Annotated in this window: 8 protein-coding genes; 5 read left to right on the top strand and 3 right to left on the bottom strand. The window is 62.4% G+C overall.

Features of this window, described 5'->3' with window-relative positions:
* Positions 1–166 precede the first annotated feature (166 nt).
* Positions 167–3,679, top strand: coding sequence for a glycosyl hydrolase (locus P5540_06260; GenBank protein HRT64415.1), 3,513 nt, complete (start codon positions 167–169; stop codon positions 3,677–3,679).
* Here P5540_06260 and P5540_06255 read toward each other — a convergent pair.
* The 3 genes from P5540_06255 to P5540_06245 form a co-directional block, all read right to left on the bottom strand.
* Positions 3,665–4,942 carry a diaminopimelate decarboxylase gene (locus tag P5540_06255; protein HRT64414.1) on the bottom strand — a complete coding sequence of 426 codons (1,278 nt, stop codon included), beginning with the start codon at positions 4,940–4,942 and terminating at the stop codon, positions 3,665–3,667. The two genes, P5540_06260 and P5540_06255, sit on opposite strands and share 15 nt — an antisense overlap.
* A 147-nt stretch (positions 4,943–5,089) precedes the next feature.
* Positions 5,090–6,286 (bottom strand): radical SAM protein, encoded by a 1,197-nt coding sequence (locus P5540_06250; protein HRT64413.1) that lies wholly within the window; start codon positions 6,284–6,286, stop codon positions 5,090–5,092.
* A gap of 28 nt (positions 6,287–6,314) precedes the next feature.
* Positions 6,315–7,988 carry an FHA domain-containing protein gene (locus P5540_06245; GenBank protein HRT64412.1) on the bottom strand — a complete coding sequence of 558 codons (1,674 nt, stop codon included), beginning with the start codon at positions 7,986–7,988 and terminating at the stop codon, positions 6,315–6,317.
* A 453-nt stretch (positions 7,989–8,441) separates the two neighbouring features.
* Between P5540_06245 and P5540_06240 the strand changes: the two genes are divergently transcribed.
* From P5540_06240 to P5540_06225, 4 genes are all read left to right on the top strand, one after another.
* Entirely contained in the window at positions 8,442–9,494 is a 1,053-nt protein-coding gene (locus P5540_06240; GenBank protein ID HRT64411.1) for an AAA family ATPase, read from the top strand.
* 160 nt (positions 9,495–9,654) lie between these two features.
* The gene (locus P5540_06235; GenBank protein HRT64410.1) at positions 9,655–11,424 is read left to right on the top strand and encodes a hypothetical protein; all 1,770 of its coding nucleotides are present in this window, start codon (positions 9,655–9,657) and stop codon (positions 11,422–11,424) included.
* Positions 11,402–12,922 carry a secretin N-terminal domain-containing protein gene (locus P5540_06230; GenBank protein ID HRT64409.1) on the top strand — a complete coding sequence of 507 codons (1,521 nt, stop codon included), beginning with the start codon at positions 11,402–11,404 and terminating at the stop codon, positions 12,920–12,922. The genes P5540_06235 and P5540_06230 overlap by 23 nt, the downstream gene beginning before the upstream one ends.
* The gene (locus P5540_06225) at positions 12,922–15,177 is read left to right on the top strand and encodes a polysaccharide biosynthesis tyrosine autokinase (GenBank protein HRT64408.1); all 2,256 of its coding nucleotides are present in this window, start codon (positions 12,922–12,924) and stop codon (positions 15,175–15,177) included. Before P5540_06230 ends, P5540_06225 begins: the two co-directional genes overlap by 1 nt.
* Positions 15,178–15,240: the final 63 nt, after the last annotated feature.

Here is a 15,240-nt window from a genome sequence, read left to right as displayed (position 1 = left end):
CAAAAATGACAGGCTGGACAGCCTGTCCCACGTTCCGTTTGATTGAGGCATTGCGGCAGAGCCGCGTTAGGGGCGCTTTCGATTTTGGCGCCGGCAGCCGGTAAAGCCCTATACTTGTTCTTGCGGCGCAAGTGGCATGGGTTCAACCCGCGAGGAGGAGAATGAGATGTCGCGCAAATACATCCTGTTGGCTCTTTGTTTGTCGGCGGCATTTGCCATGGCGGACGCGGCGGAACCGTCGGACGATCTTCGATCGGCCTTCGCGCATCCCCCCGATTCCGCCCGGCCGTGGGTCTACTGGTTCTGGCTCAACGGCAACATCACCCGGGAAGGCATCACGGCCGATCTGGAGGCGATGAAGCGGGCCGGAATCGGCGGCGTGCTGATAATGGAAGTCGATCAGGGCATACCCGCCGGTCCGGTGGATTTCATGGGCGGCGAATGGCGCGCGCTTTTCCATCATGTCCTGTCGGAAGCGGCCCGGCTCGGTCTGGAAGTGAACATGAACAACGACGCAGGCTGGAACGGCAGCGGCGGGCCGTGGATCAAGCCGGAGGAATCCATGCAAAAAGTCGTCTTCTCGGAAACCACCGTCGAGGGACCGAAACGGTTCGAGGGGCCGCTGCCGCTACCGGAAACGGTCGCCGGTTATTACCGGGACATCGCCGTGCAGGCTTTTCCCGCGCCGGGCTCGTTTCGCATCGAAAACATTCAGGTCAAGGCATGTTACCAGACCGGATTCATCATGCCGGGGCCGATCGGCGAAACGCCGGACGGCGCCGCGATCGATCCGGCTTCGCTGATCGATCTTACGGACAAGATGGACACGGACGGACGGATCGCGTGGGATGTGCCCGCCGGTCCATGGACCATCCTCCGCATCGGCCATACCTCCACGGGCGTCGAAAATGCGCCGTCCCCCAAGACCGGCCGCGGTCTCGAATGCGACAAGCTCGCGCCGGAAGGCATCGAGGCGCAGTTCGACGGCATGATGAAAAAATTGATCGCGGACGCCGGTCCGCTGGCGGGGAAAGCGCTTGTCGCAACGCACATAGACAGCTGGGAAAACGGGGCGCAGAATTGGACCGCCCGCATGCGCGAGGCGTTCAGGGAGCGGCGCGGCTACGATCTTCTGCCGTTTCTGCCCGTGTTTTCGGGGCGGGTCGTGGGAAGCCTCGAACAGTCGGAGCGTTTTCTCTGGGATTTGCGGCAGACGGTATCGGATCTCGTCGTGGAAAATTACGCGGGGCGCCTGCGGGAGCTGGCCCGCAAACACGGCATGCGCCTGACCATCGAGGCCTACGGCGGTCCCTGCGACGACATGCCCTACGCGGGCCGCGCCGACGAACCCATGAGCGAATTCTGGATCGGCGGCGGCGCGCTGGGCACCTGCAAGGAAATGGCCTCCGCCGCGCACACATGGGGCAGAATAATCCATGGCGCGGAATCGTTCACGGCGGACGACAGCGAGCGCTGGCAGCAGCATCCGGCCACGATGAAACCGCTCGGCGATCTTGCATTCTGCCTCGGCGTGAACCGTTTCGTGTTTCACCGTTATGCGCTGCAACCGTGGCGCGACCGGCGCCCCGGCATGACGATGGGGCCGTGGGGCGTGCATTACGAACGCACGCAGACCTGGTGGGAGATGGCGCCCGCATGGCACGAATACCTTGCCCGCTGCCAGCTCATGCTACGGCAGGGCCTGTTCGTGGCGGATATCTGCTATCTCCAGCCCGAAGCCGCCCCGCAGGGATACCAGGAACACCATCGCAACGGATACGACTTCGACAACATCGGCGCAGACGCCCTCATTGAGCGGATGTCCGTGAAGGAGGGACGTCTCATGTTGCCCGACGGCATGAGTTACCGCCTCCTCGTCCTGCCCGACGTGCGTGTGATGACGCCCCGGCTGCTGCGGAAAATCGGGGAACTGGTCGAAGCCGGCGCGACCGTCGCCGGCCCGAAGCCTCTCAAGTCGCCGAGCCTGATGGATTATCCGAAGTGCGACGAGGAAGTGAAGCGCATGGCGGATGCGATTTGGGGGGATTGCGACGGAGGGACCGTCAAGGAACACGCTTTCGGAAAAGGCCGCGTGATCTGGGGAATCATGCCGGAAGAAATCCTCCGGCAGTCGGGTGTCAAACCCGATTTCGGCAGTTGGGTCCGGCTGAATTCCATTCACCGCGCAACCGACGACACCGACATCTATTTCGTGGCCAATCCAAAGCCGCACGCCGTCGCGGCCACCTGCTCGTTCCGCGTGCAGGGCAAGCGCCCGGAACTGTGGTGGCCCGAAACCGGCCGGATCGAGCCCGCGGCCTTGTGGGCCGAAAAGGACGGGCTAACCAACGTGACGTTGCCGCTCGAACCAAGCGGATCGGTCTTTGTGGTGTTTCGCGAAAAGGCGGAAGGCGATCCCGCCGTCGCGGTCGCGCGCAATGGCGAAACGCTGCAATCCGCCCTGGAAGCCGCCCCGAAAATCACCGTTACCCGGGCCGTTTACGGCGTTCCGGGCGATCCGCAACGCAGCCGCGACGCGCGCGACGGCGTGCAGAAACTGGTTGACGCCGGCGAGTGCCATTTCAAGGTGTCCCGACTCGCGGAAGAAGGCGATCCGGCCTTCGGAACGCTGAAAACGCTCGAGGTGGAATATACGGCCAACGGCAGGACATTCACCGCCAAGGGCAACGATCCCGATGTGGTCCATTTGACCGCCGACAGCACGCGGATTATCGTGGACAAGGCGATCTACGGCGTCATCGGCGATGCCGCGCGGACGCGTGACGTGCGCGAAAAGCTTCAGCATCTGCTCGACACGGGCGAATCGAGTTTCCTCGTCGCGGCCATGGCGCAGGGCGACGATCCCGCCGTCAACGTCGTGAAAACGCTGTTGCTCGAATACACGATAGACGGCAAGCGTTATTCGACCAGCGGAAACGACGGCACGACCCTTGTGCTTTACGAGCCGCCCGGCGCCGGGCGCACCGTGAACGTCCAATGCGGCGCGGACGGCGCAACGACCTTGGAAGCGTTTCAACCCGGATCCTACGAAGTGCGGACTGCATCCGGCAAGACGTTTCGCGCGGACGTTGCCGATCCGCCCGAACCCTTCGATCTGAGCGCGAACTGGGTGGTGCGTTTCCCGCCGAACTGGGGCGCGCCCGAACAGGTGGCGCTGGATGTCCTTGCATCGCTGAGCGAACATCCGGACCCCGGCGTCCGGTATTTTTCCGGCGTTGCAACCTACACGAAGACGTTCGATGCGCCCGAGGCATTGCCCGGCGCAAACCGCCGGATTTATCTGGATCTCGGCAACGTCCAGGTCATGGCGCAGGTCCGGCTGAACGGGGAAGACTTGGGCATCCTGTGGAAGCCGCCGTTCCGGCTGGACGTTACGGACCGCCTGAAACCGTCGGGCAACCTGCTTGAGGTAAGCGTGGCCAATCTCTGGATCAACCGAATGATTGGCGACGAACAACGGCCCGAAGACAGCGAACGCCATCCCGAAGGAACGCTCAAGGCGTGGCCGCAATGGCTCGGCGAGGACCAGCCCAGTCCCACGGGACGTTTCACTTTCACGACGTGGCGTCTTTGGAAAAAAGATGCGCCGCTGCGCGAATCCGGCCTGATAGGCCCGGTCGCGCTGCAAGCGGCGGAAGTCGTTTCACTGAATTCGTGATTGAATGTCCTCGTTCTCGAGCATTTGATCGAGAGTCTGGCGCGCCCGGATGAGTTCGAATGTGCCGTCGGATCGGAGCATCACTTCCGGGGCTTCCGGGAAGGAGTTGTAGTTTTTCGAGGACATGGCGGCGGCATAGGCGCCCGCGCCTCCGACCACCAGGGCGTCGCCGATGTGCGCTTCGGCAAGCATGCGGGGCTTGAGACCCTCCGGATTGCCGGGTTCGGGCGTGAGGATATCGCCGCTTTCACAGCAATGGCCCACCACAAGATAGTCACGCTCCCCGGCATGGGGTCCCCCGCAACCCTCGCCATGCACGATCGCGATCGGATGCTGCGCGCCGTACATGCTGGGCCGGATCAGTTCGGTCATGCCGCTGTCAACCTTGATGAACGCGTAGCCGCCCGGACCGGTATCCACCACGTCCATCACGGTGCAGACCAGCGCGCCGGCGTTGGCGACGAGAAACGTGCCGGGCTCGATTTCGAGCGCGAGCGCGCGGCCGTGCCGGGCCTTGAACGCGCGGAAATCCCCGGCGATTACCTTACCGATGGCCTGCAAGTCCGCCGAAACCTCATAATCCATCCGGGCCACCTTGAATCCCCCGCCGAGGTTGAGCGTTTCGACGTCCGGCAATTGCGCGGCAATATCGAGAGACATCCGGGCGCATCGGTTCCATATTTCCGGATCGGCGCCGGACCCGATATGCGTGTGCATGCGGGCGATGCGCAGGCCGAATTCCCGCTGGACGGCCATGACCGCGTCGAGATGTTCGTGCCAGATGCCGAAACTCGCCGACGGACCGCCGACGTTGGTCCGGTTGCTGTGGCCGGAACCGAGCCCGGGATTGATCCGTATCGAGACATCCGAACCGGGGCGAAGCGCGCCATAGGTCCGCAATTGGTGCAGCGAGCACGCATTGAAACGCACGCCGAGGTCGAGCAATTCGCCGAGATCGCCCGGCATTTCCTGCGCGGTAATCTGGATTTTGTCCGGCGCCACGCCGGCCCGCATCGCCCGCCGCGCCTCATATCCGCTGCTGGCGTCAATGTGAAGACCCAACCCGTCGAACAACTGGATGACGGCCCGGTTCGGCAACGCTTTCATGGCGTAACGGACCGTCAGCCCGTAAGCGTTTGGGAAATCCAGCGCTGTCCGCGCCTGGGTTTCAAGCGTCCGCTGATCGTATACGAACACGGGCGTGCCGAATGTCTGTTGAACGTGCCGGACTTGTTTTTCGTCGAGAAAACCGCAGATGGCCATGCGTCCCTTTTCTCCTTCCGCGGGGAAGTATACGTGGACATCCGGCAGGCCGCAAGACAAACACCGTTCAGCGGTCGGCGGGGACGTGCGTCGTCCCAAATAACCATCGCTTTGTATTCATGGCATTCCGGGGCCGCCAATCTTGTTTCACCATTCGCGTCCGATGCGCATCCATTCGCGGGCGCGTTGGAGGGCGCGGCGCCAGCCGTGTCGGCGGAGGCTTGACGCGGCTTTTCGCGCATAGGCCGCGATTCGTTGCCGACCGTTCGCCTGCGCAAGGAGGAGCCGCTCGCGGAAGGCCTCGTTTCGCGCGAGCATCGGGGAAAGGCATTGGCGGCACGGCGGCAACGCGATTCCCTTCGCCAGTTGATCGCGCATGCGCCGCATGAAGGGACCGGTCCAGACGTCTTCAAGGGAATGGTTTTGGATCGATTCGGCGTCCTCGCTCCAGTAAAGACAGCACGGCTGGGCGCGCCCGTCGGTGTTGATGGTTATGCCGAGCCATGGCTCGAAGCAGACGGCGCACGACAGATCGCGGGGGGAACGCGGCGCGCGATTATCCCTCGGGACGATGGGGGAGACGGATTCGGGCAGAATGGTGTCGAGATTGTGTTTGATACCCAGAGCCTCGGCGCGCGCGATGGCGCGGCGAATGGGCGGTTCGACCTGTTCGCGCGCTTCGAGTCCGCCGCGCAACCGCCGGCAGGTCTCGGTGTCGCCCGTCAGCGACGACGCCTCGAACGCGTCGCATCCCAATTCGTGCGCGAGGGCGGCCATGGCGTCGAGCATGCCGATGTTCGTGTTCGTGATGACGGTGTGCCATGTGACGGCCGGGAGGGGGCTGTTGCGTTCGCGCTTGATCGCGGCCAGCCGCCGCAGGGCGGCGGTCGCCTGGTCGAAGGATCCCGGACTGCGAATGGCGTCGTTGATTTCGGCGGAGGGGCCGTCCACGCTGGCGACGATGCGCGCCCATCCGATGTCCGCCAGCGTCACGATATGCGCGTCCTTGAGCATTGTCGCGTTGGTTTGCAGCACGCCGTCCATGCCGCGCGCGCGGACAAGACGGCACAGGCGCAGAAGGAAATCGCCCCGGCACAAAGGTTCGCCGCCCCCGCTGATGTTCCATTGGATCACGCCCAGCGCCGCCGCCTCGTCCACCAGGCGTTCGAGGCGTTCCTCGGACAATTCGCGGGCGGGATCGATCTCGTATTGGCGCTGCCAGCACATCGCGCACCGCAAATTGCACCGGTCGGTCGGCATCAGGGTGATGGACCACGGTCCGGGCGTTTCCCCGCGTTGCCATAGCAAGAGGCGGCGCAACGGCGTGTCGGCGTCAGGGATCATTTTTCAGTGGGCCGCCCATCCCCGGACTTCAGGATGTTTGGGCGAGCAATTCGCCATAGTAGGCGTCGTTCATCATCAATAGTTTGACGCGGCGATGACAGACATTGCACTCAAATTCCTGTCCAACGGGCGTGCCTTCCGGGATGCCGATGAACGTGCTGCAGAACGGGCAGGCGATGCTCATGCCTCCGGCGAGGGATTCTTGGATAATCCGGCTGATACGTCCGGCGTGATAGGCTTCGACAAGGGCGTCCACGCATTCCGGATCAAATTGCGTGCCGCGTCCCTTGAGCAATTCGTCTATCGCGATTTGCGGATCGAGTCCCTTGCGATAGGGGCGGTTGCTGGTCATGGCGTCGAAGGTGTCGGCGACGGCGATGAGGCGTCCCTCGAGCGGGATGTCCTTGCCCGCCAGGCCGAAGGGGTATCCCTTGCCGTCGTAGCGCTCGTGATGGTAGAGGCAATACGGCACGAGGGGCTTGAGGAATTCGATGTCGCGCAGGTAGGTTGCGCCCCGTTCGGGGTGGATCTTCATTTTGGCGTATTCCTCGTCGGTCAATTTGCCGGGTTTCCGCAGGATGGCGTCATCCACGGCGATTTTGCCCACGTCGTGCAGCACGCCGCCCATCTCGCCCTGCTTGAGCTGTTCTTCGGTCCATCCCAGCCCGCGCATGATCTCGAGGGCGAAATTCGTCACGCGCCACGTGTGGCCCACGGTGTAATGGTCCCGCATTTCAACCGCGTTGGCCGTGGCGATCAGCGTGTCGTGATACGCCCGTTCGAGTTTGTGGAGATACTGGGCGTTTCGGATGGCGACGGCGGCCGGGCCCGACAACGCGACGAGGAGTTCGAGGTCGCTTTTCGTGAAGGCGTTCGTGGTGCCGCGCGTGTCCACATAAAGCGCGCCGAGGCGCTCGCCCTGATGGGTCAGCGGCGTGCACATCGCCGAGGAGATGTTCTGGGCGATGATGCTGGCCCCGGCCTCGAAGCGGGCGTCGTCCGCTGCGTCAACCGTCAGGATGGCTTCGCCGTGCTCGAAGGCCCGCGACACGATCGTCGAACTGATCACGGTGTTTCCGGAGCCGGACTTGACGTATTCGGTGATGAGTTCCCCGGATTTTTCGTCCTTGAGCAGAATCACGCCGTTGTGCGCGGGCACCAGCGAAAAGATCTGATCCATGACGGCGGCGAACAGTTTGCGCAAATCCTGCTCGCTCGCGATGATCTGATTGGCTTTGTACACGGCGGCCAGCCGGTTTTGCGCGTCGCGGAGTTGTTCGAGCGTAACGGCCGTGCGCGGCGCCTGGAAAAACGTCTCGTACACGTTGGCCGCATCCGCGGCTTCGACATGGCCGCCCAGGGCTTCCGCGGCCTTGGCCGGGGGAGGCGCCACGTGGACGCCCGAGGCCGCCGCCGCGCCCTCGTAACGAAATTCCGTTCCCCCGATTCGAATGACATCGCCGTCCGACAGACGGCATTCGATAATCCGGCGGTTGCCGACATAGGTGCCATTGCCACTGCCGAGATCGCGCAGAAACGTGCCGTTCGGCGTTCGCTCGATGGTTGCATGGCGGCGTGAAACCTGCGGATCCTCGAGGTAAATGGAACTTGAAGGATTGCGCCCAATGACCACCGTGTCGTCAATTTCAAAGGCGCTGCCTTGGCGTGGACCCGAGAGAAATACGATACGTTCGTGTGCCATGTGCGTCTTCTCCTCATGGACATACAGCGGACAACGACGGCCGCTGCATCCCGGCGGCCTTCCCCGCCACTCTGCCTGTGCCAATTGACCGAACTACCGAATGGAGGTCATCGCTGCCGACTTGTCCCTGAAACAACCCATCCGGCAAGCGGGATTCCTTGTATTGCGTGAATCCCTTTATAACACGAAACGACGGGCCAACACAACGGGAAGAACCTTCCCCATGATATGACCACAAGGGTTTGATTGACACCACAATATATTGTGGTTGTCATTTTGGCAAAAACAATTTGTATGAACTAATTGCTTGACAACCCGCCTCGCCTGCTATAGAATGGGGTCAAAAGAATCCTCTGATGGTTGGCAAGGAGGCAAGGCGACGCCTATCTGCCGATACGGTGCAATGACCATAGGCCCGGATTGCGAACGGCGATTCGGGAGCCGGTGCATTTCATGGATATCGAACAGGCGCATTTGAATTTTTTCGGCCTTCGGGAACAGCCATTCGCCCCGACGGCGGATCCGTCGTATTTTTATGCGACCCAAGAGCACAAGGAATGCCTTTTCCGATTGTGGAGCAGCATAGATGCGCGGCATGGCATAGCAGTTGTTCTCGGCAACTATGGCACTGGTAAAACGGCGCTGCTGCGCAAACTGCTGACCGGCATGACGGCGACGCGGGAACGCTATAACACGGCGGTGGTGGCTTCGCCGATACCGTCGTGGACGAGTTTCGCGCTGCTCGAGGCCATCGTCACGCAGTTCCGCATTCCCCCCCCGAAATGGGCGTTCACGGCGTATCTTGAAGCATTGAACGCCTTTTTGATGCGGAACCGGGATCGCGTCAACACGCTGATTATTGACGATGCGCAGAATCTGAACAAGCGGGGCCAATTGGAACTGTTGCGGCTGGTGCAGAATCTCGAAAGCCATCAGCACAAACTCCTGAACCTTGTGCTGCTTGCCCAGTTGGAATGGATAGACATTTTGCGCGCGGCGCCCAACTTTGAACAGCGGATTGATTTCACGTATGTGCTGAAACCGATTCCGTTCGAGGAGACACGGCACTTCATCGAATTTCGCCTGCGGCAGGCCGGCGGAGACGGACCGCGCGCGCCCGACTTCGACGATGCGGCGGTGCAGGCGGTGCATGCCTACACGGAAGGCGTGCCACGGATGATAGTGACCCTGTGCCGCAATGCGCTGCTCGAGGCGGCGCAGGCCAAGAAACGGCATATCACGGCTGAAATCGTGTTGCGCACAATCGAAAAGACGACCCTGCCCAATCCGGAGAAGCGGGCGCAGGCGGCGGCGGCGGCCCGCATGACGGACACGGCCCCCCAACCGGCGCCACCGGAAAGGGTTCCGATGGAAACCGCCGCGCCGCGCATCGCGGTGATGAGTCCGCGGACCACCCGGGAGAAAAAAGCGTCGGAGATGTTGTTGCGCGCGGCGGAACGGTTGCGGCGGCCCGTGGAAGAGGGCGCGATGCCGGCAAGCGAGTGAAACCCGATGGTGTTGGGACGTAGCACATGATTACGCGGCATGGAGAGGACGGGAACCGCGCTTGGACGCCGTACGTGGAACCACGCGCGAAACGGTGCGAGGCGTGTCCGGCGCATCGTGATTATCCTGTTCCTTCGCCCTTATGGAGCGGCATGAAACCATGAGTCCCGATCGTTCCCCGGAACCGCCGCCGGCGTCCAACGGCATCGAGGAGGCGCTGCTTGACGCACTGGATCTCGACGAGCGCCTGCAAAGCGGCGTGCCGGAAGCGCAACGCGCCACGGATTTGGACTACATTCAGATGACGGGGCTGGGGCGTCCGACCCTGTCCACGGAAGAGCCGCTTGCGCCGCCGCCATCCGATCCCAGCGAGTTGGATGCACGACGACCGTTGAGTTTTTTCGAGAAAGGCGTTGCGGATGTGGACGCCAGCATGGGGCCTCCGGCGCTCGATGCGGACGATCCCATGGCGGAAGTCTTGGCGCCGCCGTCCGGGAGACCGCAGGAAGAACCGCTTTCGACGGTTATCCTGCCCGACGCGCCATCCGTGCCTTCCGATCGATCCGCTGCCGGGAAAGCGCCCGGCCCGGATGATCCGTCACAGGACCTGTACGAGTCGCCGCCGTTGCCGGAACCCGCGCCGGAAGACGATCTGGCGGAGTTGTCGCAGGCCGTCGAACGCCTCAAAGCCGCCCCAAAACCGACGCCGCCCGCGTCCGAGGAGGATTGGCGGGATTCGGAACCGATTACCGCCGCATCCGCCGAACCGCCGCCGTCCATGCAGGATCTGGCCGAGGCGGAACGGTTGCTCCAGGAACTGGAACATCAACCGCGCGATTTCGCGCCCCGCTCGAACGGCCTGGAAAACCCTGCGCCCGGCAGCCCGGTGAATGACAACGCTGAATCCGACGCGGCGGTGTACAATAAACCACCGACGCGACACGGCCGCCGTTCATCGAGCCATTATAACCGTCTTCAGCGCCGCCTTATGCGATGGGTTCCGCGATGGGCGGCTTTGCTGTTGGTGGCCGGGGGCACTGGGGTGGCATATTGGCAAGCCATGCCCCTGATCGAAAGGCCCTCGGCTTCGTTCGATCGGGCGGAGCAGTTGAAAGCGGCCGGCCGGTACGAGGAGGCTTCGGAAGCATTTGCCCGCTTTGCCGCGGACCGGCGCGACGATCCCCGCCGCGCGGATGCGGAATTTCAGGCGGCTTATTGCCTGCAATTGGCGCCCGCCGCGACCTTCGACGAAACTCAGGCCCTCAAGAAACGGACGCTTGCGTTATTCGAACGGTTCGTGTCGGCCAATCCCGCCCATGTAAAAACCGCCCGGGCCCGGGTGCGCATGGGTCTTCTGTATTTTGATCTCGGAGAGTTTGGGAAATCCGTCGAAATTTTGCAGGATCCCTCGCTGGCGCTGGCCGATCCGGAATCGGCGCTGCCCGCCTTGCGCGCCTTGGCGCGTGCGCGCTGGAAAATGGGTGATTACGATGCGGCGGAATCGGCCTATCTGCAGGCCGCAGTGCTGGCGGGCAACTACACGCCCGATCGGGACTACGAGGAATTGGGCGATCTGAATCGGTGGCGATGCGAGCATGCCGAGGACGAGGCAGCGCGCGAACGGCATCGTGCGGCGGCCATTGAACATTGGACAAAGGCCATGCGCGTTTCCACCATCGATCCCGCCGCCCGCGAGAAAATCCGAAAGAAATGCGACTGGCTGTCGAACCAGACACCGGGCCGGCCGGCCGCTGCCGAAAAACCGGCGCCGGCGCCGGAAACAACGCCCCCGTCCGCACCGGAGCCGCACGATCCGAGCCCGGATGCCGAGGCGCAGTATCTTGGAAATCCACCGGCAAGCGAGGCGCCGCCGGCGTCCCCGCCGCCGTCCGAACATGGAGAAGAACATGCCACACCGTCCCATTCCTGATGGCGCCATCCGCGGGCGCAGGCGTTGCGCGGCGGTCCTGTTGGCCGGATGCCTGCTGGCCGCTTTTGGAAGTTTCGGCGCCGATGACGCAAAGTCCCCGGCACAGGCCCGCGCCGGCGGCGCGGTCATTGCCGCGGGCGATACGCTGTTTGTGGAAGTCTACCGCCGTCCCGAACTCTCGACGACCACGCAAGTGGACGTCAACGGAAATATTTCCGTGCCGTACGTGGGCAACGTGCAAGTGGCCGGCGTCGGCGAGAAGGAGGCCGGCGAGCGCGTGCAGAACGCGTTGTTGACCATTTTGAAAAATCCGCGCGTGACGGTTTCCCGATCGGCCTCATCGCGCGCCGCCCTGGCGTCGCCGCGCACGGCCGACATGCAGACCCAAGTTATCAACCTAAACAACGGGAACGCGGAAGTCTTGAGCGCGACGCTGGCGGGCATGAATTCGGCCGGGGGAAGCATCTCGGCCGATCCCAACACGAATTCGCTGATCATCACGGACACGCCCGCCGTCATTCAAAACATCATGGCGGCGATAACCCAATTGGATCAGATGCAGAGCCAGATTACGCAGGTGCGGATCGAAAGCAAGGTGGCCGAAGTCGAACAGGGCGCCATGAAGCAACTGGGCGTGCGATGGTTCTCGAAAAGCAGCGAGGTGACCGGCGGTTATTACCCCGCCATGCAACAGTTGCTTGGCACCGGGCAAATGCCGGATCCGCTTGCCAACGAGCGCCTCAGCGGCGCCACCACGACGTACGGCAACACGACGACCCGGCGCTTCGTGGACGAACCCAGCCTGGACCGGCGTTTGCAGGTGCCGTTGCAGGCGCCAACGGCCGGGCAACTGTTTTTCGGCCTGCTGACGCACGGCGTGGATGTCGGCACGTTGATAGACGCGCTGGTACAGGACAACAAGGCGGAAGTCCTCGCGTCGCCGATGATTCTTGCCGTGAACCACAAGCCGGCCGAGATCAAAATGGCGGACGAGTTTCCCTATACGGAAGCCTCGCAATCGTACGGCGGGATGGCGTACAGCGTGAAGTTCATGGATCTGGGCATCAAACTCCAGGTTACGCCGCATGTGTACAAGGACTCGACGGGGCCGTACGTCCAACTGGAACTGACGCCGGAAGTCTCGTTCGCGGCGGGCGTCAGCAACGGCATCCCGGTGCGATCCGTGCGCAGTTCGAACAGCATAGCGAACGTTCGTGACGGCCAGACCCTCGTCATCGGCGGCATCGTGCTCAACGACGAGCACACGGCAGTCCAGGGCGTGCCCGGGATCAGCAAGGTGCCGGTCGTGGGCAACCTGTTCAAGCGAAAGGAAAAATCGCGATCCCGCAACGAACTGATGATTTTCGTGACGCCGACGATCCACGAGGCGCCGGAAAGCGTGACGTGGGACCGCATGATCAATTTGACCGGCGCCGCGCGGCGGGACATGCCGGCCCTGCCGATGAATGAAACGCAAGGGGAACGCCGGAAAGACTGATGGCACAAGATTTCCCACAGATTGATCAGCAAGCCGCGCAGGCGCGCGAACACCAGTTGCGCTTCATCATCAACGTGCTCATGTCGCGCTGGCGAATGATTGCCGGATTCACGATCCTCGCGTGCCTGATTTACGGGGCCATGGGCATGATGCGCGCCCAGGCGCCGCGCGGCGTCTACCATGCCCAGGCGAAAGTGCTCGTGCGTCCGTCCATGTGGGATCTCGACTCGCTGAAGGGGGTCCAGGGCACGCCGTTGACGCCGTTCGATGCGCAATCGCTGGCCAAGCGCACAAGCCTCCAGCGTCTTTCCGAAAAGATTGCGCGGGCGCTCGTGCAGCAGGACGTCGCCGAGGGAAAAGAACTCAGCGCGTTGTCCAATGACGAGGAATATGCGGCCAAGGCCGCGGAAATCCAATCGGCCCTGTCGTTGACCGTGCCGGACCCCAAAAGCGGGATCATTGTAATCGAGACCGGCAACCTGCCGACCCGGGAAGAGGCGATTCGAATGGCCGATCTGGCCGCGCGGGTGTTCGTCGAGGAAAACCTGCAGATCCAACTCGAGGATGACCGGAAAACGCACGATATCATCAAGAAGCGCCTTCAGGAACTCCAGCAGGAACTGTACGCCGCCGAAACGGCCGAGTGGGAATACAAAAAGGCGATGGGGTTTCAGACCTATGGCAGCGTCGGCGATGAAATGGCCCGGATTTATGCCGAATTGAACGAGAAAAAGGCGCTGTGCGAGGAAACGCGCGCAAAATTGGCGGAGATTGAAAAGGAATTGTCGGCCAACGCGGCGCAACTGCCGGAAGCCCTCGGCAACGTGACCGACACGGTGGTCAACGAAATGCTCGCGGAACTGGACGGCCTGCTCCAGGAACAGTTGAGCATGAGCGTTGTTTACAATCCCGAATATCCGGGGCTGGTGGAAATCGCCGACGAGATCGCCGAAAAGAAGGCGGCGATCCTCGAGGCGATCAAGCAGGTGGATCAGGGTGTGGGCGACGGCACGAACCTGTGGAAGCACCGCCAAAACCTGTACCGCGAGCAAATAGATTTGCGCATGAACGTCACGGGTATGGAAATCCGCATGTCGGCGTTGCGGCGCATGCTCGAGGAGTTGGTGCCGCAGATCCCCGAATTGGCCAACAAAAACCTTGAATACGAACGGCTGGCCAAGGAATCCCAGCGGCTGCGCGAACAATTCAACAAACTCCGCGAAAGGGAATTCGACATCCGCACGGCGTTGAGCCGCGACGCAGGGCAGGTCGAACGTTACGAGGCCGTCGAGGCCTCCGCGCTGCCGTACGGGCGCGCCCGCACGCAATGGTGGATGAATTTCGTCATCGGCGCCCTGGTTGGATTTGTCATCGGTTTCGGCCTTGCCGTCATGATGGAAATCATGGACACCTCGATTCGCGGCATTGACGACGTCGTCAACTACGTCGGCTTGGAAGTGTTGGGCACCATCCCGAAGATGCGGTTCGGCAAGCCCCGGGGCGGCCGGCGCAAGCGCGGCACCTATGTCGCGGCGACGAGCGAGGACCAGATTGACGCCTGTATCGTCACGCAGCACGATCCGAAATCCCCTATTTCCGAGGCGTACCGGGCCTTGCGCACGAACTTTCAGTTCGCCACGCTTCAGCGCAAACCGAAGACCCTCATGGTGACGAGCGCGGTGCCGGGCGAAGGCAAAACGACCACCGCGGTCAACTTGGCGGTCACGATGGCCGACCGCGGCATTCGCGTGCTGCTGATTGATACGGACCTGCGCCGCCCCAATGTCCACCGCGTGCTCAAAATCGATCGGGGCCCGGGATTGGCGGATGTCCTGCGCGAGGGCGTGGACGTTCATTCCGTGATACGGCCGACACGCGTTGAAAACCTGTTCATTGTGTCCAGCGGACATGTGCCGCCGAATCCCTCCGAATTGATCGGATCCGAACGAATGCAGCGCCTGATGGACTTGTTCAAGAACGAATTCGACCTTGTCGTTTGCGATGCCCCGTCCATTCTTGTCGTGACGGATCCCGTTCTGCTGGCGACGCATGTGGACGCGGTTCTCGTGGTCATCTCCGTAAACAATCCGCGCCGGGAAACGGTGCAACGCGCCTACAAACTGCTTCAATCGGCCAACGCCTACGTGGCGGGCGCGGTGCTCAACGGACTCGAGGCCAGCCGCAGGCACTATTACTATTACTACTACTATTATGAAGACGGCGGAAAAGGCCAGCGCCGCTGGTTCCATTTCTAGCGCAATGGACAGGGGAAACGCGATGGACGGCCAAGACCGGCGCGGGACGGAAACCGGCGCGAT

Source organism: Candidatus Hydrogenedentota bacterium, from assembly GCA_035450225.1.
Taxonomy (GTDB): domain Bacteria; phylum Hydrogenedentota; class Hydrogenedentia; order Hydrogenedentales; family SLHB01; genus DSVR01.
This window is presented reverse-complemented; position numbering and strand designations above follow the sequence as displayed.